Genomic DNA, 22,981 nt, shown 5'->3' on the forward strand with positions numbered 1-22,981 from the left:
TGAAAGTAGGAGGTATCTATGGACTTAACTAAGCGCTTTAATAAACAGTTAGATAAGATTCAAGTTTCGTTGATTCGTCAGTTTGACCAGGCTATTTCGGAGATTCCTGGGGTCTTGCGTTTGACCTTGGGGGAGCCTGATTTTACAACGCCAGATCATATCAAGGAGGCGGCCAAGCGAGCGATTGATCAGAACCAATCCTACTATACAGGGATGAGTGGTCTGCTGACTCTACGTAAGGCGGCCAGTGACTTTGTTAAGGAAAAGTACCAACTGGACTATGATCCTGAAAATGAAATCTTGGTTACAATTGGGGCGACAGAGGCTTTATCTGCTACTTTGACGGCTATTTTGGAAGAGGGAGACAAGGTACTTTTGCCAGCTCCTGCCTATCCAGGTTATGAACCGATTGTCAATCTAGTTGGGGCAGAGATTGTCGAGATTGACACAACTGAAAATGGTTTTGTCTTGACTCCTGAAATGTTGGAGAAGGCCATTTTGGAGCAGGGTGACAAGCTCAAGGCGGTTATTCTCAACTATCCAGCCAATCCGACAGGAATTACCTACAGTCGGGAACAATTGGAGGCCTTGGCAGCTGTTTTACGCAAGTATGAGATTTTTGTTGTCTGTGATGAGGTTTACTCAGAATTGACCTACACAGGCGAAGCCCATGTGTCTCTGGGAACCATGTTGAGAGATCAGGCTATTATTATCAATGGTCTATCTAAATCGCATGCCATGACAGGTTGGCGTTTGGGTCTGATTTTTGCTCCTGCAGCCTTTACAGCTCAGTTGATTAAGAGTCACCAGTACTTGGTTACTGCCGCAAATACTATGGCTCAACATGCTGCGGTGGAGGCCTTGACGGCTGGTAAAAATGATGCGGAGCCTATGAAAAAGGAATACATCCAGCGTCGGGACTATATTATCGAGAAAATGACTGCTCTTGGTTTTGAGATTATTAAACCAGACGGTGCCTTCTATATCTTTGCTAAGATTCCAGCGGGCTACAATCAAGATTCCTTTGCTTTTCTGAAGGATTTTGCACAGAAGAAGGCCGTTGCCTTTATCCCTGGAGCAGCCTTTGGGCGTTATGGGGAAGGCTATGTTCGCCTATCTTATGCAGCTAGTATGGAGACTATCAAAGAAGCCATGAAACGACTTGAGGAGTATATGAGAGAAGCATGATTCAGTCTATCACGAGTCAAGGCTTGGTGCTCTACAATCGCAATTTTCGTGAGGATGATAAGCTCGTCAAGATTTTTACAGAGCAGGCTGGCAAACGCATGTTTTTTGTCAAACACGCTGGTCAGTCTAAGCTGGCGCCGGTTATTCAGCCCTTGGTGCTGGCTCGATTTCTCTTACGAATCAATGATGAGGGGCTTAGCTACATTGAGGATTATCATGAGGTGATGACTTTTCCCAAGATTAATAGCGATCTCTTTGTCATGGCTTATGCGACCTACGTTGCAGCTCTTGCCGATGCTAGTTTGCAGGACAATCAGCAGGATGCTTCCTTGTTTGCTTTTTTACAAAAGACCTTGGAGTTGATGGAAGCGGGCTTGGATTATCAGGTTTTGACCAATATTTTTGAAATTCAAATCTTGACTCGATTTGGGATCAGCCTCAATTTTAATGAGTGTGTTTTTTGTCATCGGGTTGGTCAGGCTTTTGACTTTTCTTTCAAATATGGCGCCTGCCTCTGTCCAGAGCATTATCATGAAGATGAGAGACGTTGCCATCTCAATCCCAATATCCCTTATCTGCTCAATCAATTTCAAGCTATTGATTTTGAGACCTTGGAGACCATTTCGCTCAAGCCTGAAATTAAGCAAGAGCTACGCCAATTTATGGATCAACTCTACGAAGAGTACGTTGGGATTCACCTAAAATCAAAGAAATTTATTGATTCCCTAGCAGACTGGGGACAATTACTAAAAGAGGAAAAGAAATGAAAAAAATCGCAGTAGATGCCATGGGGGGCGATTACGCACCCCAGGCCATCGTTGAGGGTGTCAATCAATCCCTAGCTGACTTTTCAGATATCGAGATTCAACTCTACGGAGATGAAGCTAAAATCAAGCAATATCTAACAGCGACAGAGCGTGTCAGCATTATCCATACGGATGAGAAGATTGATTCAGACGATGAACCTACGAGAGCTATTCGGAAGAAGAAAAATGCCAGTATGGTCTTGGCGGCCAAGGCTGTCAAAGATGGAGAGGCAGATGCTGTGCTCTCGGCTGGGAATACAGGTGCTTTGTTGGCTGCAGGATTCTTCATCGTGGGTCGTATCAAGAATATCGACCGTCCTGGACTTATGTCAACATTGCCGACCGTTGATGGGAAAGGTTTTGACATGCTAGACCTTGGTGCTAATGCGGAAAATACAGCCCAACACCTCCACCAATACGCTGTCCTAGGTTCTTTCTATGCCAAGAATGTTCGTGGCATTGCTCAACCACGTGTTGGTTTGCTCAACAACGGAACAGAGAGTAGTAAGGGAGACCCGCTTCGTAAGGAAACTTATGAATTATTAGTGGCTGATGAAAGTTTGAACTTTATCGGAAATGTGGAAGCGCGTGATTTGATGAATGGCGTTGCGGATGTTGTCGTGGCAGATGGTTTCACGGGAAACGCTGTGCTCAAATCCATTGAAGGGACAGCTATGGGAATCATGGGCTTGCTCAAGACCGCTATTACAGGTGGTGGTCTTCGAGCGAAACTAGGCGCCCTCCTTCTCAAGGACAGCCTCAGAGGTTTGAAAAAGCAGCTCAACTATTCAGATGTTGGTGGAGCGGTCTTGTTTGGTGTCAAGGCACCGGTTGTCAAGACTCATGGCTCAAGCGATGCCAAGGCTGTTTATAGTACAATCCGCCAGATTCGTACCATGCTAGAAACAGACGTAGTTGCCCAAACTGCGCGTGAATTTTCAGGAGAATAAAAGAGATGACAGAAAAAGAAATTTTTGAACGTATTGTGACCATTATCCAAGAGCGACAGGGAGAGGATTTTGTCGTGACAGAATCCTTGAGTCTGAAAGATGATTTGGATGCGGACTCAGTCGACTTGATGGAGTTTATCTTGACTCTGGAAGATGAATTTAATATCGAAATCAGCGATGAAGAAATTGATCAACTGCAAAGTGTAGGAGATGTGGTTAAGATTATTCAAGCAAAATAGACATCGGAATTCCAAGGCGTTTGCTTTGGAATTTTTTATTTGGCTCAGGTGACCGTTTAGGAACAGATTTAGTCTTTCTAGGGACAGGAGAGATGTGTGGAGAAATAAAGGATATAATGGAGTCAGAAAAATCAATCTTCAAAAAGGAGAAAAAAGAAAGGATTTTTATGATGAAAAAATATCTTTATTCTAGTTTATTAGTTCTTGCAGGAGGCGTTCTCCTAGCAAATAATACTGTGGCCTATGCTAATTCCCCATCAGCAAGTGAGAAAGAAGCGATTGCTCAATTAGTTAATCAAGGCAAGATAAAAGCTGAAGAAGCTGATCAAGTAAAATTGATTGGTTTTGAAGATAAAGAAACTCAAGCAGAGGGCAATCAAGAGAAGAAAGCTTTCAATCAATATCGTGATCCTAAAGGAACATGGATGCAAACCAATGGTAAATGGTGGTTTAAATACGGTTCAGGTGGGTATGCTAAAAATTGGGAACAATTAGATGGCAAGTGGTACTATTTTGATGACCAAGGATGGATGAAAGAAAATACTTGGATTCAACCTGATGGTAATTATTACTACTTATCTGCTAGTGGTGCTATGGTCACTGGTTATCAACGTGTGAATGGTACACCGTACTTCTTTAGAGAAAGTGGTGTATGGGTAGAAAATCGTGGGCAAGCCCTTGGTGAATATGCAAAGACATTTGTAGGAAAAATCCCATATGTTTGGGGTGGGGCAGATTTGAATAGTGGCGTAGATTGCTCAGGATTTACGATGGCTATTCATGCTAAGTTTGATATTAGTATTCCTAGAGTGACCTATGGTCAAGCAACAGGAGGAAGTTATGTAAGTAATGGTTCTCAACAAGCTGGAGATTTGATTTTGTATAATAGTGAAGAGACAAATGACCATGTAGGTATTTATGTTGGTGATGGAAAGGTTGTTCACGCTCCATATCCAGGTCGATATGTTTCTTATATGGATCAATATGCTATTACTCAAAATACAATTCGTAGATATTGGTAATATTGTCTAATTTTTCACAATATTATTGACTTTGACAATGAAAAGTATTAGAATATAGCTAAATAAAGAGGGGAAACCCTCCTGTAGCTATTCAATAAAGGAGGAAATGGCTATGAAAAAATCTAAACTACTTACACTTGGTTTACTTGCAGGTGCTGGTCTACTTTTGTCTATCAATCAAGCACAGGCTGCAGATACTTGGGTTAAAAATGGCGCTGACTGGAATCTTTCTCAAGATGGAAGCTTAGCTAAAAATAAATGGGTGCAAAATGCTGGCTCTTGGTATCACTTCGATAGCGCTGGTAAAATGCAGACAGGCTGGCTCAAAGACGGCAATACCTGGTATTCACTAGCAGATAGTGGTGCCATGCGTACTGGCTGGTATAAGGAAGGAAGCACATGGTACTCACTAGCAGATAGTGGTGCTATGCGTACTGGTTGGTACAAAGAAGGGTCTACATGGTATTACCTCAAAGGCAGTGGCGCTATGGCAACAGGATGGACTATTGCAAATAATCAATGGTCTTACTTTGAAAATTCAGGTGCTATGGTCGCAGATAGAGCTGTCCCAGCCAGTGATGGGGAAAGTTATGTCATTGGTAAGGATGGCTATCTAGCAAATAGAAAAGATTCTGGATACAATATTCATGATATTGTTAAACTTGGAGATGGGCAAGAATATTTGCTAAATGCTAAAGGTGACGATGTTATTATTGAAAAAAACACTTGGTATATTAAGTCTGAAATCAAGAAGTTTTCCGACAAATATGGGGATGAAGTTTCAAATACAATCTTAGCTTTAGTAGATAATAAAGAAGAAGGACAAGAAATTGATCCTAAAGCTGTTATTCGTAATTTCCAAAATCTACCAGGTCGATATTACTTTGGAGCAGATGGTCGTAGAGTATTACCACTTCCAGAGATGACAACTAGATCAGAAATCAAAAAAGTTGGCAATGATGTCTATTTAGAAAATCCAGGTGCACGACTTCGTCTTGGAGCTACTAACTTTACAATCAATAACAATAAACTATACTATTTAGAAAATGAGCAAGGTAAGCTCAAAACAGGTTACTTTGTATTAATTGATGATGGAGCAACCACTACACACCATCATATCCTAGCCTATGCGGATCAATCTGGTGAAATTCTTAAGATGAAACGCTTGCCATCAGGAGTTTCAAATTTCCTTGATAAAGAAATTGATGGTTTATATGGTGAAAAAATTAAAATTGAATCTCCACACTCAAACGAATATTATAAAGTGGTCGTGGTTAAATAAAAATAATATCTTCACAACTAATTGTTAACACTCTAACCAATATACCATTTTCAGGAGGCTTTAGATTTCTTGTATTTTAAAAGGAAACTAAAGCCTTTTGTAGATGGAGCAGGGGATAGAGTTATCTATAAAATAATGAAAAGGAGTCTGTCATGGAAATGAAAAATATATTTGTAGAATTGGAGCAATTTGAAGAGTTAACCCCAGAGGTATTGGAGGAAGTGAATGGTGGAGGGATTTTTGAAGATATTTACCATTGGCTACATCTACTCCCAGAGCCAAGATAGTATTTTGATTAAAATGTGTTAACTAAACAGATTTATGATTATATTACTTGAATTTTTAGTGTTTATATTGATTTTAATCAATATTTTAGCTCCTCCGATTTATCTAGGTAGTCAACTCTCTAAAGCATTTTATGACAAACGCTCTATATTTCTTTGGGTAGTTTTTCAGCTATTTGCTACCTTCGTTTTTCCGAGTTTCTTGCATGTTGGCAATTTATTATTCTTTTATATAATATTTTGGACTGTGTTAAAGAAAAAGAAGAAGGAAGCTCTCTTTCTTGCCCTTTATCTATTTATGTTTTATCAAAGTATTCGATATTTGATTTTGACATTTATAATACGATTGATATTTGACTACTCTGAACTATCTGATTTCTTGCATAGTGGATTTGATTCTGTATTTAGTTTGATTTCGTTGTTTTTGTCTGTTGTCATTTTAAGACGATGGGGAATTGATCTCAATATATTATTTTTAGATAAATTTCAATCGTTAGTGACGAAAAGTATGTGGATCTTATCCTTATTGTTTGGTTTCAGACTGTTTTCATCCATCATGTCTGGAGGATGTAATCCTTTCTATGTTCGTTTTGACACGACCATTTCTCTCCTGATTTTCATTCTCTTTTTCTCTTGGCTCTTTTACATCAAGCATTTGGAGCAGGTTTATCGTGATGAGCAAACCATTCAGAGACAGGAAGATGAAAATCGTTCCTTGCAAGGGATGGTGGATAAGCTAGGTCATCTCTATGATGAGGTTCGCGGTTTTCGTCATGATTTTGCAGGGATTGTCGCCAGTATGGAGCCTGCTATAGCTAATCAAGATATGGCTGAGGTTTCTACCATCTATCAAGATGTTTTTCTAAAGACTAATGAAAAGCTGAGGAAGGCGGACTACACAGCCTTTAATCTTCACAATATTCATGATATAGCCATTCGTAATACCTTGGCAAAAGCCATGATTGTGGCAGATAATCAGGGAATTCATTTTAGTTTGGAGACGGTGGGGGTTGTTGAAGAACTGGCATTGCCGATGTTGGAGGCTATTCGTATCCTCTCTATCCTCACGACAAATGCCTTAGAGGCAGCTAGTGAAGCGGAAAATCCGCAGATTCGGGTTGCTTTATTGGCAGGCGATAGGAGTGTCCGTTTTATCATTGAAAACACTCGTAAGAAAGAAGAACTGAATCCTAGCATTCTCAGTCAAAAGGGTTATTCAACCAAGGGGAACCACAGTGGACTGGGCTTAGCGACCTTGGAGGATATGGTTTTTCATTATGATTTAAACTTAGATACCCAGCTAGGAGAGACGACCTTTAGACAAGATTTAGAATTGCCATTTAAGGATGAGAAACGAGGGGGAGAGGAATGAGAATTTTAGTTTTGGAAGACGATAGAGTCCAGCAAGGACGGATAGAGCAGACTTTACTAGATATTGGTCGCTCTCGCAATTTGAGATTGGAAATTGATATTGCCAAAAACTATGGGGACGTTGAAAAATATTCTCAGTATTTTGATCATTACCAGCTCTATTTATTGGATTTAGAGATTGATGGAGAGCGTGAACGGGGCTTTCAGGTTGCTCAACAGGCTCGGGAGCGAGATCCCTTTACAAGCATTGTCTTTGTGTCCACGCACTCGGAGGCCTTGCCTCTAGCTTTTCGTTACCACTTGTCTGCCTTAGATTTTATTTCCAAGGATCAGCCAGAGGAGGATTACCGTCATCAGCTGGAACGCTGTCTGGACTATGTACTGGCAGTGGACAAGAGGGAAAATATGCGTCTCTTTACTTATAGTTTTGAGGGGAGACGGGGCTTTACTCTGCCCTACCATGAGATTTTAGCCTTTGAAACCTCAGTGGAATCCCACCGTATCAAGGTCTATTATGCTAATCATTCTATCAAGACCATTTATGGCAGTCTCAAGGATATCGCTGCCAAGGCTGAAAAAGATTACTTTGTCTATGCCAATCGCAATACTTTAGTCAGTTTACAGGCAATTGAAGAGATGACTGCCACAGAAGTGACCTTGTTAGAAGGCTTGCATTTCCCCGTATCACGGACAGCCAGAAGAACCCTAAAAAAACATCTCAATGTCTAATATCTGTTAGACTTGGATGAGTTTATCAATAAGAATGTCGGAAAATTTTCTGATATTCTTATTTTTTTGACTTCTTTTTCGAATAGATAAGTAAGAGGAAAAGGAAAGGAGCCTAGTTCATGTATCTACCAATTTTTTATCCGTGGTTTACTAAATTATTTTTCAAATAAATTTAATTAGTTGTACATTTTTGAATTGTTTTTCGAATAGATAAGTAAGAAGAAAAGGAAGGAGCCTAGCTCATGTTTATATCAATGTTCTACCCATGGTTCACTGAGTTATTTTTTAAATAAATTTAATTTAGTTGTACATTTTCGAAATTTTTTTCGAATAGATAAGTAAGAGGAAAAGGAGAGGAGCCTAGTTCATGTATCTACCAATCTTGTATCCGTGGTTCATTAAATTATTTTTTAAATAAAATTTGATTTAGTTGTACATTTTCGAAATTTTTTTCGAATAGATAAGTAAGAGGAAAAAGAAAGGAGCCTAGTTCATGTATCTACCAATTTTCTATCCATGGTTTACTAAATTATTTTTCAAATAAATTTAATTTAGTTGTACATTTTCGAATTCTTTTTCGAATAAATAAGTAAGAAGAAAAGGAAGGAGATTACGCGATGTATTTACCAATCTTATTGCCATGGTTTATCAAATGGTATTTAAAATAAATGAAATTTACCTGTTCATTTTAAATCACTTCTCAAATAGATAAGTGAGACGAAAAGGAATTCAGTAATTTATCTATTCTGGTTTTTAAAATGGTTTAAGAGCCAGAAATCGTAAACTAACAAATAGAAATAAAGGAGAAAAAAGATGACAAATTTTGACAAAATGGAACAGAACTTTGTAGCTCTTACAGAAGAAGAGTTGATGGATGTGGATGGGGGAGCATTGCCTCTTGTAGTCGCTGGAGTGTCTATTTGGAAGATAGGTGCAGCAGTAGCAGGTGGAGCAGCAGCACTTTTTGCTGGAGGAGCAGCTTTGGGGTATTATGCGAATAGACCATAATCTGATTGTAGTCAGAGAGGCATTTCTATGTTTTTAAAAAAAGAAGTGATATTATTAGGGGTATTGTTATCGCTACGTATTATTTTTACTATCGTTCAAATTTTAATTGACTATAAAATATTATCTGGGCAGTATAATATAAATTTTATAGATATTTCAGAAGTATTTACCTATCCAATACTCATTTTAATCATTTACATAGCAATAAAATATAATATAAAGGAGTAATGACGAACATGAACTTAGAACAATTTTATCAATTATCTGACGATGAATTAGTGGGAACAAAAGGTGGTTTTGGTCTTGCGGAAGCAGTTGGGATTGCAGGAGTACTGAATGCTGCTGTACAAATTTTTAATGCTGGTTACAAATTTGGTTCAGATTTTGCTCGTCGTGGACGTTAGATAATGAACAGTCGCAACCTTAATCTTAATACATTGTTACCTAAACTAGCCACTATAATTCCTTTGTTGGGAATAACTCTTAATCTCGCGCTTCATGTAATTCGTACAGGTTCGTTAGTATCCTTTAATTGGCAATGGCCTTTAGTGGGTTTGTTTTTCTCAGGATATTTTGGTATTTTTCGCAAAGATTTGTCAAAAAATAATCAAAACTATAAATGAAGAACATGAATCAAAAGGATTTTGTGTATATGAATGGTAGAGTTTTCTGTCATTCTTGTCAGGTAATACTCTTCGAAAATCAAATTCAAACCACGTCAGCTTCGCCTTGCCGTACTCAAGTACAGCCTGTGGCTAGCTTCCTAGTTTGCTCTTTGATTTTCATTGAGTATAAATAGGAGTTTACTATGAAACAATTTTTATTAGGCTTTGCTGAGGGATATTTTACCGTATCACTCATTATTTACATCGCAACGTATTTGATTTTGAGAAATCCAATCAATACCCTATTTTATCCAGAAATTTACCCTGTTTTATTTGGGCTCTTTTATCTAGGATATAAGGTCAATAAAAAGCAAGTAGAGTAAGCGGTTAAGAATGACTTGTTAGTCTGTGCTAAAATGGTTAGGGTAGAATCTAAGAATGCATCACATTGGAGTTTAATATGAAATTCGTTAAGTCAGTATTGAAAGTTTGGCCTGAAATCATGGTATTACTTATTTCGATGTCCTATATAATCATCAGATTAGTAGCTGACATAAATAAAGTATCTTTACCTACTTGGTTTGATAGTTTCAATATACCAACGATTGCATTATTTATGATGGTATTCATTCTTTTATATAGAAGTAAAAAAAGAACGGATAAATTTGAAGTAGTAGACAATCTATGGGTAAATAGGAGTCTTGTAGCAACGAATCAAAAAAGGAGTAACTATGAATCGTAATTTAGAACGGTGTTATCTATTCTGACTATGAATAGATCATACCAGAGGTGGCTTAGAAATAGCAGGGACATTAGAAATTGTAGTAATAAATAGGATGTCGTAAATGTTACTATCAATGATTTATTTGTCCCAAGTTTGCCTAGGGTGACAGTAAAACATCAATTTCCTTTCGTACCATATTTTTAGTAGGTAGGACATTCGTTCTGCCTATTTTTTGCCCCCAAAAGTGCAGTTGAGGTGTTTATTTGGAGTTTTGCATGTATTTTTTAATAAAATTTGATAAAATAGGTATAGAAATTAGGAAAGTTGAAGAAAAGAAATGAATAAGATTTTAAAATATTTTTTAGTATTTATTTTTCTATTTTTGATGAATATTTTCATCTTTAAGATACTAGCAACTCTGGGATTTCAGCTGACAATGAGTGAAAAGAGTTATATTGTACCACCGCTGTTTTCGATTATCGTTTTATATATGATTGACAAAAGAATTAGGAAGAAAAAGAAATAAATATATATTTTAGGTATGACGTTTGTTCTACCTATTTTTAAATCCCAAAAGTGCATTTTGGGGGTAGATAGGCGCATTTGGGGAGGAAGTCCAGTTTTTGTTTAGTGATTGGGGTAAGATAGTTATTATCAGATGAGTTTAGGAAAAAGGAGATGAATATGAAATTTGGGAAATGTCACTATCGTCCGCAGGTGGATCAGATGGACTGCGGTGTAGCTTCATTAGCTATGGTCTTTGGCTACTATGGTAGTTACTATTCTTTGGCTCACTTGCGAGAATTGGCCAAGACGACCATGGATGGGACGACGGCTTTGGGCTTGGTCAAGGTGGCAGAGGAGATTGGCTTTGAGACGCGAGCGATCAAGGCGGATATGACGCTTTTTGACTTGCCAGATTTGACCTTTCCTTTTGTTGCCCATGTGCTTAAGGAAGGAAAATTGCTCCACTACTATGTGGTGACTGGGCAGGATAAGGATAGCATTCATATTGCTGATCCAGATCCTGGGGTGAAATTGACCAAACTGCCACGTGAGCGCTTTGCGGAAGAATGGACAGGAGTGACTCTGTTTATGGCACCTAGTCCAGACTACAAGCCTCATAAGGATCAAAAGAATGGCCTGCTCTCTTTTATCCCTATATTAGTGAAGCAGCGTGGCTTGATTGCCAATATCGTTTTGGCAACACTCTTGGTCACCTTGATTAACATTGTGGGTTCTTATTATCTGCAGTCTATCATTGATACCTATGTGCCAGATCAGATGCGTTCGACACTGGGGATTATTTCTATTGGGTTGGTGATCGTCTATATTCTCCAGCAGATCTTATCTTACGCTCAGGAGTATCTCTTACTTGTTTTGGGGCAACGTTTGTCGATTGACGTAATTTTGTCCTATATCAAGCATGTTTTTCACCTACCTATGTCCTTTTTTGCGACACGTAGGACAGGGGAAATCGTGTCTCGTTTCACAGATGCTAACAGTATCATCGATGCGCTGGCTTCGACCATTCTTTCGATTTTCCTAGATGTATCAACGGTTGTCATTATTTCCCTTGTTTTATTTTCACAAAATACCAATCTCTTTTTCATGACTTTATTGGCGCTCCCTATCTACACAGTGATTATCTTTGCTTTTATGAAGCCGTTTGAAAAGATGAATCGGGATACCATGGAAGCCAATGCGGTTCTGTCTTCTTCTATCATTGAGGACATCAATGGTATTGAGACTATCAAGTCTTTGACCAGTGAAAGTTCACGCTACCAAAAGATTGACAAGGAATTTGTGGATTATCTGAAAAAATCCTTTACCTATAGTCGGGCAGAGAGTCAGCAAAAGGCTCTGAAAAAAGTTGCCCATCTCTTGCTCAATGTCGGCATTCTCTGGATGGGGGCTGTTCTGGTCATGGATGGCAAGATGAGTTTGGGGCAGTTGATTACCTATAATACCTTGCTGGTTTACTTTACCAATCCTTTGGAAAATATCATCAATCTGCAAACTAAGCTTCAGACGGCGCAAGTTGCCAATAACCGTCTGAATGAGGTTTATTTGGTAGCTTCTGAGTTTGAGGAGAAGAAAACAGTTGGGGATCTGAGCTTGATGAAGGGAGAGATGACTTTCAAGCAGGTTTACTATAAGTATGGCTATGGTCGAGACGTCTTGTCGGATATCAATTTGACTATTCCGCAGGGTTCTAAGGTGGCTTTTGTGGGAATTTCAGGGTCAGGTAAGACGACATTGGCCAAGATGATGGTTAATTTTTACGCCCCAAGTCAAGGGGAGATTAGTCTGGGTGGTGTCAATCTCAATCAGATTGATAAAAAAGCCCTGCGCCAGTATATCAACTATCTGCCTCAACAGCCCTATGTCTTTAACGGAACGATTTTGGAGAATCTTCTTTTGGGAGCTAAGGAGGGGACGACACAGGAAGATATCTTACGGGCGGTCGAATTGGCAGAGATTCGGGAGGATATCGAGCGTATGCCACTGAATTACCAGACAGAATTGACTTCGGATGGGGCAGGAATCTCAGGTGGTCAACGTCAGAGAATTGCTCTGGCGCGTGCTCTCTTGACAGATGCGCCGGTCTTGATTTTGGATGAGGCAACTAGCAGTTTGGATATTCTGACAGAGAAGCGAATTGTCGATAATCTTATGGCTTTAGACAAGACCTTGATTTTCATTGCTCACCGCTTGACCATTGCTGAGCGGACAGAGAAGGTTGTTGTCTTGGATCAGGGCAAGATTGTTGAAGAAGGAAAGCATGCTGATTTGCTTGCACGGGGTGGCTTTTACGCCCATTTGGTGAATAGCTAGAAAGAGGAGAGGATGAAACCAGAATTTTTAGAAAGTGCGGAGTTTTATAATCGTCGTTACCATAATTTTTCCAGTCGGGTGATTGTACCCATGTCCCTTCTGCTTGTGTTTTTGCTTGGATTTGCAACATTTGCAGAGAAGGAGATGAGTTTGTCTACTAGAGCTACTGTTGAGCCTAGTCGTATCCTTGCAAATATCCAGTCAACTAGCAATAATCGCATTCTTGTCAATCATTTGGAAGAAAATAAGCTGGTTAAAAAGGGAGAACTGTTGGTTCGATATCAAGAAGGGGCAGAGGGTATCCAAGCAGAGGCCTATGCTAGTCAGTTGGACATACTTAAGGATCAAAAAAAGCAATTGGAGTATTTGCAAAAGAGTCTGCAAGAAGGAACGGATTACTTTCCAGAGGAGGATAAGTTTGGCTACCAAGCCACCTTTCGCGACTACATCAGTCAAGCAGGCAGTCTTAGGGTTAGTACATCGCAACAAAATGAGACCATCGCGTCCCAGAACGTAGCAGCTAGTCAGACTCAAGCCGAAATCGGGAACCTCATCAGTCAAACAGAGGCTAAAATTCGCGATTACCAGACAGCTAAGTCAGCTATTGAAACAGGTGCTTCCTTGGCCAGTCAGAATCTAGCCTACTCTCTCTACCAGTCTTATAAGTCTCAGGGCGAGGAAAATTCGCAATCTAAGGCCCAGGCTATTGCTCAGGTAGAAGCACAGCTTTCTCAGTTAGAAGCCAGTCTTGCTACTTACCGTGTCCAGTATGCAGGTTCAGGTACCCAGCAAGCCTATGCGTCAGGCTTAAGCAGTCAATTGGAGTCTCTCAAATCACAACACTTGGCTAAGGTTGGTCAGGAATTGACCCTACTAGCCCAGAAAATCTTGGAGGCAGAGTCAGGTAAGAAGGTTCAGGGAAATCTTTTAGACAAGGGGAAAATTACGGCGAGTGAGGATGGGGTGCTTCACCTTAATCCTGAGACCAGTGATTCTACCATGGTAGCAGAAGGTACCCTACTAGCCCAACTCTATCCGTCCTTGGAAAAAGAAGGGAAAGCCAAACTAACAGCTTATCTTAGTTCAAAAGATGTAGCAAGGATTAAGGTCGGTGATTCTGTTCGCTATACTACGACTCATGATGCCAAGAATCAACTTTTCCTAGATTCTACTATTACCAGCATCGATGCGACAGCTACTAAGACTGAGAAAGGGAATTTCTTTAAAATCGAGGCGGAGACTAATCTAACTTCGGAGCAGGCTGAAAAACTTCGGTACGGGGTGGAAGGTCGCCTGCAGATGATTACGGGCAAGAAAAGTTACCTACGTTATTATTTAGATCAATTTTTGAACAAAGAGTAATGTTCGTGTTTTTAGAGTTAAATAATTTTTAAACTGTGAGAAATCTTTTTCTTACAGTTTTTTCTTTATTATTTTTGGAGGTGATACGTTATTTATTCGGTTAAATTCTTGTAATTTTAGGTTTTTTATGGTAGAATGTGCTCAAGTAATACGAAAGGCGAACTTTAAAATGTCAAAACAATTGATCTATTCGGGAAAAGCTAAAGATATCTATACAACTGAGGATGAAAATCTTATTATTTCAACTTACAAGGACCAGGCGACTGCTTTCAATGGTGTTAAGAAGGAGCAGATTGCTGGCAAGGGAGTTTTGAATAATCAGATTTCATCTTTTATTTTTGAGAAATTAAATGCGGCTGGTGTGGCAACTCACTTTGTGGAGAAGCTTTCAGACACGGAACAACTCAATAAAAAGGTTAAGATTATTCCTTTGGAAGTCGTGCTCCGCAACTATACTGCTGGTTCCTTTTCAAAACGTTTTGGTGTGGATGAGGGAATCGCATTTGAGACTCCGATTGTCGAATTTTACTACAAAAATGATGATTTGGATGACCCATTTATCAATGACGAGCATGTGAAATTTCTACAAATTGCGGATGAGCAGCAGATTGTCTACTTGAAGGAAGAAACTCGTCGAATTAATGAACTCTTGAAAGCCTGGTTTGCTGAGATTGGACTCAAGCTGATTGACTTTAAGCTAGAGTTCGGTTTTGACAAGGATGGCAAGATTATCTTGGCAGATGAATTTTCACCAGATAACTGCCGTTTGTGGGATGCGGATGGAAACCATATGGATAAGGATGTTTTCCGTAGAGGATTAGGAGAACTAACAGATGTTTATGAGATTGTTTGGGAAAAATTGCAGGGGTTGAAATAATCTGTTAGCAACGGAAAACCTTCGTCCCTCAACTAAAAGGACTCAGGCTGAAAAGGTCCCCCAGACCTTTTCACTCCGTAGAGGATTGGGAGAACTAACAGACGTTTACGAGATTGTTTGGGAAAAGTTGCAGGAATTGAAATAAGAACCTCAAGTGCGTTTGAGAACATTGCAAGAGCTGAAATAAAGGAATAAGGATTGATGGATAAACGTATTTTTGTTGAAAAAAAGGCTGATTTTCAGGTCAAGTCAGAGAGTTTGGTAAGAGAGCTCCAACACAACTTGGGACTTTCAAGCTTGAAAAGTATTCGTATTGTGCAAGTGTATGATGTCTTTAGCTTGGCTGAGGACTTGTTTGCGCCTGCAGAGAAACACATCTTCTCTGAGCAGGTGACAGACCATGTCTTGGCTGAAGCTGCTGTACAGGCGGATCTTGCCAACTATGCTTTCTTTGCCATTGAAAGCCTGCCAGGGCAGTTTGACCAGCGTGCGGCTTCTTCACAGGAAGCATTGCTTTTGTTGGGAAATTCGAGTGATGTGACGGTTAATACAGCACAACTTTACTTAGTCAATAAAGATATTGATGCGACTGAGTTGGAAGCAGTCAAGAATTACTTGCTCAACCCAGTTGATTCTCGTTTCAAGGACATCACGACAGGGATTGCCAAGCAGGAATTTTCAGAGTCAGACAAGACCATTCCTAAATTGACTTTCTTTGAAAGCTATACAGCAGAAGACTTTGCTCGCTACAAGGCCGAGCAAGGGATGGCCATGGAAGTGGATGATTTACTCTTTATCCAAGACTATTTCAAGTCAATCGGGCGCGTGCCGACGGAAACAGAACTCAAGGTTTTGGACACTTACTGGTCTGACCACTGCCGTCACACGACGTTTGAGACAGAGTTGAAACACATCGACTTTTCAGCTTCTAAATTCCAAAAGCAATTGCAGTCAACCTATGATAAATATATCGCTATGCGCGATGAGTTGGGGCGTTCTGAAAAACCGCAAACCTTGATGGATATGGCAACTATTTTCGGTCGTTATGAGCGTGCTAATGGACGTTTGGATGATATGGAAGTGTCAGACGAAATCAATGCTTGCTCAGTAGAAATCGAAGTGGATGTTGATGGTGTGAAAGAGCCATGGCTCCTAATGTTCAAGAATGAAACTCACAACCACCCAACGGAAATTGAGCCATTTGGTGGGGCTGCTACCTGTATCGGTGGAGCCATTCGTGACCCATTGTCAGGACGTTCATACGTTTACCAAGCTATGCGTATCTCGGGTGCAGGTGATATTACAGCACCAATCTCTGAAACGCGTGCTGGTAAATTGCCACAACAAGTCATTTCGAAGACAGCGGCTCATGGTTATTCTTCATATGGGAACCAAATTGGGCTTGCGACGACCTATGTTCGTGAGTACTTCCACCCAGGCTTTGTAGCTAAACGCATGGAGTTGGGTGCCGTTGTCGGTGCTGCTCCTAAGGAAAATGTAGTCCGTGAAAAACCGGAAGCGGGGGATGTCATTATCCTGCTCGGTGGCAAGACTGGACGTGATGGCGTCGGTGGTGCGACAGGTTCTTCTAAGGTTCAAACAGTTGAGTCTGTAGAGACTGCTGGAGCAGAGGTTCAAAAAGGGAATGCCATCGAAGAACGCAAGATTCAACGCCTTTTCCGTAATGGCGATGTCACTCGTCTCATCAAGAAATCTAATGACTTTGGTGCTGGTGGTGTCTGTGTAGCTATCGGTGAATTAGCAGACGGTCTTGAAATCGACCTTAATAAAGTTCCTCTTAAATACCAAGGCTTGAATGGTACCGAAATTGCCATCTCTGAATCACAAGAACGGATGGCAGTTGTGGTGCGTCCTAAGGATGTAGATGCCTTCGTTGCAGAATGTAATAAAGAAAATATTGACGCTGTTGTGGTTGCGACAGTGACTGAAAAACCAAATCTAGTCATGCACTGGAATGGTGAAACAATTGTCGACTTAGAACGTCGTTTCCTTGATACCAATGGTGTGCGCGTGGTCGTTGATGCAAAGGTGGTGGACAAGGATGTCAATCTTCCAGAAGAACGTCAAACATCTGCTAACACACTTGAAGCAGATACTCTTACGGTTCTATCTGACCTCAACCATGCGAGTCAAAAAGGATTACAGACTATCTTTGACTGCTCTGTTGGACGCTCAACGGTCAATCACCCACTTGGCGGTCGCTATCAACTCACTCCAACTGAGGCATCTGTACAGAAATTGCCAGTTCAACACGGTGTGACTCATATTGCTTCAGTCATTGCTCAAGGTTTCAACCCATATGTAGCAGAATGGTCTCCATACCACGGTGCTGCTTATGCGGTTATCGAAGCAACTGCTCGTTTGGTTGCTGCTGGTGCCAACTGGTCTAAGGCTCGCTTCTCTTACCAAGAGTATTTCGAGCGCATGGATAAACAAGCTGAGCGTTTTGGTCAGCCAGTGGCAGCTCTCCTAGGCTCTATCGAGGCACAAATTCAGCTTGGTTTGCCATCTATCGGTGGTAAGGACTCCATGTCTGGTACCTTTGAAGAATTGACGGTGCCACCAACCTTGGTTGCCTTTGGTGTGACAACAGCAGATAGCCGTAAGGTGCTTTCTCCCGAATTCAAGACTGCTGGGGAAAATATTTATTACATTCCAGGTCAAGCATTGGCTCAAGAGATTGACTTCGATCTTATCAAGTCTAACTTCGCTCAATTTGAAGCCCTTCAAAAGGCTTACAAAGTAACATCTGCATCAGCTGTTAAATACGGTGGTGTCGTTGAAAGCTTGGCTCTTGCTACCTTTGGAAATCATATCGGTGCAGAGGTGATCTTGCCTGAACTTGAAAGTTCTTTGACAGCACAATTGGGCGGATTTGTCTTCACATCTCCTGAAGAAATCGCTGGAGTAGAGAAAATCGGTCAAACAAGTGCAGACTTTACACTGATTGTCAACGGTGTGAAGCTAGATGGACACAAACTTGACAGTGCCTTCCAAGGCAAGCTGGAGGGAGTTTACCCGACAGAATTTACTCAAGCGAAAGAACTGGCTGAAGTACCAGCTGTGGTATCAGATATTGTGATTAAAGCAAAAGAAAAGGTTGAAAAACCTATGGTCTATATCCCAGTCTTCCCAGGAACCAACTCAGAATATGATTCAGCTAAAGCCTTTGAGAAAGAAGGTGCAGAGGTTAACTTGGTGCCATTCGTGACCTTGAATGAAGAAGCTATTGTCAAGTCAGTTGAAACTATGGTTGACAATATTGGAAAGGCTAACATTCTCTTCTTTGCAGGTGGATTCTCAGCTGCGGACGAGCCAGATGGTTCAGCCAAGTTTATTGTCAATATTCTGCTTAATGAAAAAGTGCGTGCAGCTATTGATAGCTTTATCGCTCGTGGTGGCTTGATTATCGGTATCTGTAATGGATTCCAAGCACTCGTCAAATCAGGTCTTCTTCCATACGGGAACTTTGAAGATGCCAATAGTACTAGCCCAACCCTCTTCTACAATGATGCCAACCAACACGTGGCCAAGATGGTGGAAACTCGGATTGCCAATACCAACTCGCCATGGTTGGATGGGGTGCAAGTTGGTGAGATTCATGCCATTCCTGTTTCACACGGTGAAGGGAAATTTGTTGTGACGGCTGAGGAATTCGCTGAACTCCGTGACAATGGACAAATTTTCAGCCAATATGTTGACTTTAACGGCAAACCAAGTATGGATTCTAAGTACAATCCAAATGGTTCTGTAAATGCTATAGAGGGAATTACTAGCAAGAATGGCCAAATCATCGGTAAGATGGGCCACTCAGAACGTTATGAGGACGGTCTTTTCCAAAATATCCCAGGCAATAAAGACCAGCACCTGTTTGCGTCGGCGGTTAAATACTTTACTGGAAAATAAGACTTGCAGATTTTCTAATAGATAGTATCAGTAATGTAAAAGTCATGTAAATCTAGCTCATGATGATTGCAAATGAAAATTAGGTATAAAAAATGACATACGAAGTAAAATCTCTTAATGAAGAATGCGGTGTTTTCGGTATCTGGGGACATCCAGATGCTGCTAAATTGACCTATTTTGGTCTCCACAGTCTTCAGCACCGTGGTCAGGAGGGGGCAGGAATCCTCTCCAATGATCAGGGACAATTGAAGCGCCATCGTGACATGGGTCTTCTATCAGAAGTCTTCAGAAATCCTGCTAACTTAGATAAATTGACGGGAACTGGTGCGATTGGGCATGTGCGTTACGCGACTGCTGGCGAAGCTTCTGTAGATAACATCCAGCCCTTCCTCTTCCGTTTTCACGATATGCAGTTTGGCTTGGCTCATAATGGGAACCTGACCAATGCGGCCTCTCTCAAGAAAGAATTGGAAGAACGAGGAGCGATTTTCAGCGCGACTTCGGACTCGGAAATCTTGGCTCATCTCATTCGTCGTAGTCACAATCCGAACTTGATGGGCAAAATCAAGGAAGCGCTCAGCCTTGTCAAAGGTGGCTTTGCTTATATCCTGCTGTTTGAGGACAAGTTGATTGCGGCTCTTGACCCAAATGGCTTCCGTCCGCTTTCTATCGGGAAAATGGCCAACGGAGCGGTGGTTGTTTCATCTGAAACCTGTGCTTTTGAGGTTATTGGTGCAGAGTGGATTCGTGATTTGAAGCCAGGTGAGATTGTGATCATTGATGACAAGGGAATCCAGTATGATAGCTATACGGATGATACTCAGCTCGCGATTTGTTCTATGGAGTATATCTATTTTGCCCGCCCTGATTCTAATATCCACGGTGTCAATGTCCATACGGCTCGCAAACGTATGGGTGCCCAATTGGCGCGTGAATTCAAGCATGAGGCGGATATTGTGGTCGGTGTGCCCAATTCTTCCCTTAGCGCAGCCATGGGATTTGCGGAAGAATCCGGTTTGCCAAATGAAATGGGACTTATCAAGAACCAATACACGCAACGTACCTTTATCCAGCCGACTCAAGAATTGCGGGAGCAAGGGGTGCGGATGAAACTGTCTGCTGTTTCTGGTGTTGTAAAAGGCAAGCGTGTGGTTATGATTGATGACTCTATTGTACGTGGAACAACCTCGCGTCGTATCGTTCAGCTCTTGAAAGAAGCTGGTGCGACTGAGGTTCACGTTGCCATTGGTAGTCCAGCGCTAGCTTATCCATGTTTCTACGGGATTGATATCCAGACCCGTCAGGAACTGATTGCGGCTAATCATACGGTCGAAGAAACTCGCCAAATCATTGGTGCGGACAGTCTGACTTATCTTTCTGTTGAGGGATTGATTGATTCGATTGGTATTGAAACAGATGCGCCAAATGGCGGTCTCTGTGTCGCTTACTTTGACGGTGACTACCCAACGCCTCTCTACGACTACGAAGAAGATTATCGTAGAAGTTTAGAAGAAAAGACCAGTTTTTACAAATAGATGACAGATTCTCCATTAAAGAAAAGGAAAAATAAAATGGCAAATAAAAATGCGTACGCTCAATCTGGTGTGGATGTTGAAGCGGGTTATGAAGTTGTTGAACGGATTAAAAAGCACGTGGCTCGTACGGAGCGTGCAGGTGTCATGGGAGCTCTTGGTGGCTTTGGTGGTATGTTTGACCTTTCAAAGACTGGGGTTAAAGAACCTGTCTTGATTTCAGGAACTGACGGTGTCGGAACCAAACTCATGCTGGCTATCAAGTACGACAAGCACGATACCATCGGTCAGGACTGTGTGGCCATGTGTGTCAATGATATCATCGCTGCAGGTGCGGAGCCCCTCTATTTCCTTGACTACGTAGCGACAGGGAAGAATGAACCAGCTAAGCTAGAACAAGTTGTCGCTGGTGTGGCAGAAGGTTGTGTGCAGGCAGGCGCTGCCCTCATTGGTGGGGAAACAGCTGAGATGCCTGGCATGTACGGCGAAGCTGACTATGACTTGGCAGGTTTTGCGGTCGGTGTGGCTGAAAAATCTCAAATCATTGACGGTTCAAAAGTGGCAGAGGGAGATGTTCTTCTCGGACTTGCTTCAAGTGGGATTCATTCCAATGGTTACTCTCTCGTCCGTCGTGTCTTTGCGGATTACACAGGTGAGGAAGTCCTGCCAGAATTGGAAGGCAAGCAACTCAAGGAAGTTCTTCTTGAGCCGACTCGTATCTATGTCAAGGCTGTTTTGCCACTCATCAAAGAAGAGTTGGTCAACGGCATTGCCCACATCACAGGTGGTGGCTTTATCGAAAATGTCCCTCGTATGTTTGCAGCTGACTTGGCTGCTGAGATTGAGGAAGACAAGATTCCAGTTTTACCGATTTTCAAAGCTCTTGAGAAATACGGTGAAATCAAACATAAAGAAATGTTTGAAATTTTCAATATGGGTGTGGGACTTATGCTAGCAGTTAGCCCTGAAAATGTAATTCGTGTCAAGGAATTGTTGGATGAACCAGTCTATGAAATTGGTCGCATCGTCAAGAAAGAAAACGAAAGTGTCATCATCAAATGAAAAGAATAGCGGTTTTTGCCTCTGGTAATGGCTCAAATTTTCAGGTGATTGCCGAAGAATTTCCAGTGGAGTTTGTCTTTTCAGACCATCGTGACGCCTATGTGCTCGAACGTGCAGACAAGCTTGGCGTTCTGTCCTATGCTTTTGAACTCAAGGAGTTTGAGAGCAAGGCAGACTACGAAGCAGCCCTTGTCGAACTCTTGGAAGAACACCAGATTGACTTAGTTTGCCTAGCAGGCTACATGAAAATCGTTGGGCCAACCTTATTGGCGGCTTATGAAGGTCGGATTATCAACATTCACCCAGCTTATTTGCCAGAATTTCCAGGAGCTCATGGGATTGAGGATGCTTGGAATGCTGGAGTTGCTGAGAGCGGCGTGACCATTCATTGGGTGGATTCAGGTGTGGATACAGGAAAGATTATCAAACAAGTGCGCGTGCCAAGGCTGGCTGATGATACGATTGACAGTTTTGAAGCTCGCATTCATGAGGCAGAGTACAAGTTGTATCCGGAAGTAGTGAAGGCTCTATTTACAGATTGACTTTTTGATGATTCATATGATATCTTTGATTCAAAATTGGAGTCAGTGATTGTTGAAGACGGCTTCAAACGGAGGTATTTGTAATGTTAGAATCTAAAAAAACAACTCGATATGTATTTTATGTCTATCTGATGTTATTAACTTGGGGAATCTTATTTAAGTTTGAGACCAATCCTGAATTTATAGCATTTTTCTTAGCTCCAAGGTACATCAATTGGATTCCATTTTCGGAACCATTAATAGTAGATGGAAAAATTGTTTTTGCTGAAATGTTATTTAATCTGATTTCCTTTATTCCATTAGGTGTTTGTTTCCCTCTGATAAAAACTAATTTATCTAGTTTAAGAATAGTCGGAACAGGTTTCTTGATTAGTTTATTGTTTGAGTGCTTACAGTATATTTTAGCAATAGGTATAACAGATATAACGGATTTGGCTTTAAATACGCTAGGTGTTTGTGTAGGCTTACTGATTTATCAAATTTTTATAAGAGTGTTCAAATCACAGACTAGAAAATGGGTCAATATCTTAGGTATGCTTAGCCTTGGTTTTGCTTATTTTATTTTACTGTTACTGCATTTAATTGGTGTTTAACTAATGATTAAAAAGGAGAATATAATGACTAAACGTGCCT

The 22,981-nt window shown here is 41.0% G+C and carries 24 protein-coding genes; all 24 read left to right on the plus strand.

What is annotated here, in order from left to right:
- Nucleotides 1–18: 18 nt before the first annotated feature.
- The 24 genes from NMM26_RS02790 to NMM26_RS02910 all read left to right on the plus strand — a co-directional run bounded on the left by NMM26_RS02790 (nt 19) and on the right by NMM26_RS02910 (nt 22,941).
- Entirely contained in the window at nt 19–1,188 is a 1,170-nt protein-coding gene (locus NMM26_RS02790) for a pyridoxal phosphate-dependent aminotransferase (protein WP_004257696.1), read from the plus strand.
- Entirely contained in the window at nt 1,185–1,955 is a 771-nt protein-coding gene (gene recO, locus NMM26_RS02795; protein WP_254753805.1) for a DNA repair protein RecO, read from the plus strand. The genes NMM26_RS02790 and recO overlap by 4 nt, the downstream gene beginning before the upstream one ends.
- Nucleotides 1,952–2,944, plus strand: coding sequence for a phosphate acyltransferase PlsX (gene plsX / locus NMM26_RS02800; RefSeq protein WP_000717471.1), 993 nt, complete (start codon nt 1,952–1,954; stop codon nt 2,942–2,944). The genes recO and plsX overlap by 4 nt, the downstream gene beginning before the upstream one ends.
- 5 nt (nt 2,945–2,949) lie before the next feature.
- Nucleotides 2,950–3,183, plus strand: coding sequence for an acyl carrier protein (locus NMM26_RS02805; protein WP_000136454.1), 234 nt, complete (start codon nt 2,950–2,952; stop codon nt 3,181–3,183).
- A gap of 167 nt (nt 3,184–3,350) precedes the next feature.
- Complete coding sequence (locus NMM26_RS02810) at nt 3,351–4,205, plus strand: C40 family peptidase (protein ID WP_029690019.1); 855 nt, start codon at nt 3,351–3,353, stop codon at nt 4,203–4,205.
- A gap of 112 nt (nt 4,206–4,317) precedes the next feature.
- Nucleotides 4,318–5,487, plus strand: coding sequence for an N-acetylmuramoyl-L-alanine amidase family protein (locus NMM26_RS02815; protein ID WP_049502339.1), 1,170 nt, complete (start codon nt 4,318–4,320; stop codon nt 5,485–5,487).
- 152 nt (nt 5,488–5,639) lie between these two features.
- Nucleotides 5,640–5,774: a ComC/BlpC family leader-containing pheromone/bacteriocin gene (locus tag NMM26_RS02820; protein WP_004257719.1), complete on the plus strand. Its 135-nt coding sequence runs from the start codon at nt 5,640–5,642 to the stop codon at nt 5,772–5,774.
- A gap of 493 nt (nt 5,775–6,267) precedes the next feature.
- Complete coding sequence (locus tag NMM26_RS09640) at nt 6,268–7,143, plus strand: GHKL domain-containing protein (RefSeq protein WP_254754449.1); 876 nt, start codon at nt 6,268–6,270, stop codon at nt 7,141–7,143.
- On the plus strand, nt 7,140–7,871 hold the full coding sequence (locus NMM26_RS02830) for a response regulator transcription factor (protein WP_001221863.1): 732 nt from the start codon (nt 7,140–7,142) through the stop codon (nt 7,869–7,871). The genes NMM26_RS09640 and NMM26_RS02830 overlap by 4 nt, the downstream gene beginning before the upstream one ends.
- 813 nt (nt 7,872–8,684) lie before the next feature.
- The gene (locus tag NMM26_RS02835) at nt 8,685–8,879 is read left to right on the plus strand and encodes a class IIb bacteriocin, lactobin A/cerein 7B family (protein ID WP_254753806.1); all 195 of its coding nucleotides are present in this window, start codon (nt 8,685–8,687) and stop codon (nt 8,877–8,879) included.
- A gap of 27 nt (nt 8,880–8,906) precedes the next feature.
- Complete coding sequence (locus tag NMM26_RS02840; protein ID WP_000478864.1) at nt 8,907–9,107, plus strand: hypothetical protein; 201 nt, start codon at nt 8,907–8,909, stop codon at nt 9,105–9,107.
- A gap of 8 nt (nt 9,108–9,115) precedes the next feature.
- The gene (locus tag NMM26_RS02845) at nt 9,116–9,283 is read left to right on the plus strand and encodes a class IIb bacteriocin, lactobin A/cerein 7B family (RefSeq protein WP_001047582.1); all 168 of its coding nucleotides are present in this window, start codon (nt 9,116–9,118) and stop codon (nt 9,281–9,283) included.
- Between the two features lie 3 nt (nt 9,284–9,286).
- A complete protein-coding gene (locus NMM26_RS02850) occupies nt 9,287–9,502 on the plus strand; it encodes a bacteriocin immunity protein (RefSeq protein ID WP_080566643.1) in 216 nt (71 codons plus the stop codon).
- 185 nt (nt 9,503–9,687) lie between these two features.
- Entirely contained in the window at nt 9,688–9,867 is a 180-nt protein-coding gene (locus tag NMM26_RS02855) for a hypothetical protein (RefSeq protein WP_254753807.1), read from the plus strand.
- Nucleotides 9,868–10,545: 678 nt separating this feature from the next.
- A complete protein-coding gene (locus NMM26_RS02865) occupies nt 10,546–10,734 on the plus strand; it encodes a hypothetical protein (protein ID WP_001033680.1) in 189 nt (62 codons plus the stop codon).
- 158 nt (nt 10,735–10,892) lie between these two features.
- On the plus strand, nt 10,893–13,046 hold the full coding sequence (gene comA, locus NMM26_RS02870) for a peptide cleavage/export ABC transporter ComA (protein ID WP_000668248.1): 2,154 nt from the start codon (nt 10,893–10,895) through the stop codon (nt 13,044–13,046).
- 12 nt (nt 13,047–13,058) lie between these two features.
- Entirely contained in the window at nt 13,059–14,408 is a 1,350-nt protein-coding gene (comB, locus tag NMM26_RS02875; protein ID WP_254753808.1) for a competence pheromone export protein ComB, read from the plus strand.
- Nucleotides 14,409–14,577: 169 nt separating this feature from the next.
- A complete protein-coding gene (gene purC, locus NMM26_RS02880; protein WP_254753809.1) occupies nt 14,578–15,285 on the plus strand; it encodes a phosphoribosylaminoimidazolesuccinocarboxamide synthase in 708 nt (235 codons plus the stop codon).
- 1 nt (nt 15,286) lies between these two features.
- The gene (locus NMM26_RS09645; RefSeq protein WP_368406693.1) at nt 15,287–15,430 is read left to right on the plus strand and encodes a phosphoribosylaminoimidazolesuccinocarboxamide synthase; all 144 of its coding nucleotides are present in this window, start codon (nt 15,287–15,289) and stop codon (nt 15,428–15,430) included.
- Nucleotides 15,431–15,486: 56 nt separating this feature from the next.
- A complete protein-coding gene (locus NMM26_RS02890; protein WP_254753810.1) occupies nt 15,487–19,212 on the plus strand; it encodes a phosphoribosylformylglycinamidine synthase in 3,726 nt (1,241 codons plus the stop codon).
- Between the two features lie 92 nt (nt 19,213–19,304).
- Nucleotides 19,305–20,747: an amidophosphoribosyltransferase gene (gene purF, locus NMM26_RS02895; protein ID WP_000220646.1), complete on the plus strand. Its 1,443-nt coding sequence runs from the start codon at nt 19,305–19,307 to the stop codon at nt 20,745–20,747.
- Between the two features lie 36 nt (nt 20,748–20,783).
- Nucleotides 20,784–21,806, plus strand: coding sequence for a phosphoribosylformylglycinamidine cyclo-ligase (gene purM / locus NMM26_RS02900; protein ID WP_001284583.1), 1,023 nt, complete (start codon nt 20,784–20,786; stop codon nt 21,804–21,806).
- Nucleotides 21,803–22,348, plus strand: a complete 546-nt coding sequence (gene purN / locus NMM26_RS02905; RefSeq protein ID WP_000820825.1) for a phosphoribosylglycinamide formyltransferase — start codon at nt 21,803–21,805, stop codon at nt 22,346–22,348. Before purM ends, purN begins: the two co-directional genes overlap by 4 nt.
- Nucleotides 22,349–22,431: 83 nt before the next feature.
- Nucleotides 22,432–22,941, plus strand: coding sequence for a VanZ family protein (locus NMM26_RS02910; RefSeq protein WP_000894015.1), 510 nt, complete (start codon nt 22,432–22,434; stop codon nt 22,939–22,941).
- The last annotated feature ends 40 nt before the right edge of the window (nt 22,942–22,981 follow it).

Origin of the sequence: Streptococcus sp. CF7_Ac1-8, from assembly GCF_024295435.1 — a bacterium.
Taxonomy (GTDB): domain Bacteria; phylum Bacillota; class Bacilli; order Lactobacillales; family Streptococcaceae; genus Streptococcus; species Streptococcus mitis_AP.

What these genes read in the sequence shown, in the direction of transcription:
- NMM26_RS02790 (WP_004257696.1), top strand. Translation starts at nt 19, where the DNA reads ATGGACTTAACTAAGCGCTTTAATAAACAGTTAGATAAGATTCAAGTT.
- recO (WP_254753805.1), top strand. Translation starts at nt 1,185, where the DNA reads ATGATTCAGTCTATCACGAGTCAAGGCTTGGTGCTCTACAATCGCAAT.
- plsX (WP_000717471.1), top strand. Translation starts at nt 1,952, where the DNA reads ATGAAAAAAATCGCAGTAGATGCCATGGGGGGCGATTACGCACCCCAG.
- NMM26_RS02805 (WP_000136454.1), top strand. Translation starts at nt 2,950, where the DNA reads ATGACAGAAAAAGAAATTTTTGAACGTATTGTGACCATTATCCAAGAG.
- NMM26_RS02810 (WP_029690019.1), top strand. Translation starts at nt 3,351, where the DNA reads ATGATGAAAAAATATCTTTATTCTAGTTTATTAGTTCTTGCAGGAGGC.
- NMM26_RS02815 (WP_049502339.1), top strand. Translation starts at nt 4,318, where the DNA reads ATGAAAAAATCTAAACTACTTACACTTGGTTTACTTGCAGGTGCTGGT.
- NMM26_RS02820 (WP_004257719.1), top strand. Translation starts at nt 5,640, where the DNA reads ATGGAAATGAAAAATATATTTGTAGAATTGGAGCAATTTGAAGAGTTA.
- NMM26_RS02830 (WP_001221863.1), top strand. Translation starts at nt 7,140, where the DNA reads ATGAGAATTTTAGTTTTGGAAGACGATAGAGTCCAGCAAGGACGGATA.
- NMM26_RS02835 (WP_254753806.1), top strand. Translation starts at nt 8,685, where the DNA reads ATGACAAATTTTGACAAAATGGAACAGAACTTTGTAGCTCTTACAGAA.
- NMM26_RS02840 (WP_000478864.1), top strand. Translation starts at nt 8,907, where the DNA reads ATGTTTTTAAAAAAAGAAGTGATATTATTAGGGGTATTGTTATCGCTA.
- NMM26_RS02845 (WP_001047582.1), top strand. Translation starts at nt 9,116, where the DNA reads ATGAACTTAGAACAATTTTATCAATTATCTGACGATGAATTAGTGGGA.
- NMM26_RS02850 (WP_080566643.1), top strand. Translation starts at nt 9,287, where the DNA reads ATGAACAGTCGCAACCTTAATCTTAATACATTGTTACCTAAACTAGCC.
- NMM26_RS02855 (WP_254753807.1), top strand. Translation starts at nt 9,688, where the DNA reads ATGAAACAATTTTTATTAGGCTTTGCTGAGGGATATTTTACCGTATCA.
- NMM26_RS02865 (WP_001033680.1), top strand. Translation starts at nt 10,546, where the DNA reads ATGAATAAGATTTTAAAATATTTTTTAGTATTTATTTTTCTATTTTTG.
- comA (WP_000668248.1), top strand. Translation starts at nt 10,893, where the DNA reads ATGAAATTTGGGAAATGTCACTATCGTCCGCAGGTGGATCAGATGGAC.
- comB (WP_254753808.1), top strand. Translation starts at nt 13,059, where the DNA reads ATGAAACCAGAATTTTTAGAAAGTGCGGAGTTTTATAATCGTCGTTAC.
- purC (WP_254753809.1), top strand. Translation starts at nt 14,578, where the DNA reads ATGTCAAAACAATTGATCTATTCGGGAAAAGCTAAAGATATCTATACA.
- NMM26_RS02890 (WP_254753810.1), top strand. Translation starts at nt 15,487, where the DNA reads ATGGATAAACGTATTTTTGTTGAAAAAAAGGCTGATTTTCAGGTCAAG.
- purF (WP_000220646.1), top strand. Translation starts at nt 19,305, where the DNA reads ATGACATACGAAGTAAAATCTCTTAATGAAGAATGCGGTGTTTTCGGT.
- purM (WP_001284583.1), top strand. Translation starts at nt 20,784, where the DNA reads ATGGCAAATAAAAATGCGTACGCTCAATCTGGTGTGGATGTTGAAGCG.
- purN (WP_000820825.1), top strand. Translation starts at nt 21,803, where the DNA reads ATGAAAAGAATAGCGGTTTTTGCCTCTGGTAATGGCTCAAATTTTCAG.
- NMM26_RS02910 (WP_000894015.1), top strand. Translation starts at nt 22,432, where the DNA reads ATGTTAGAATCTAAAAAAACAACTCGATATGTATTTTATGTCTATCTG.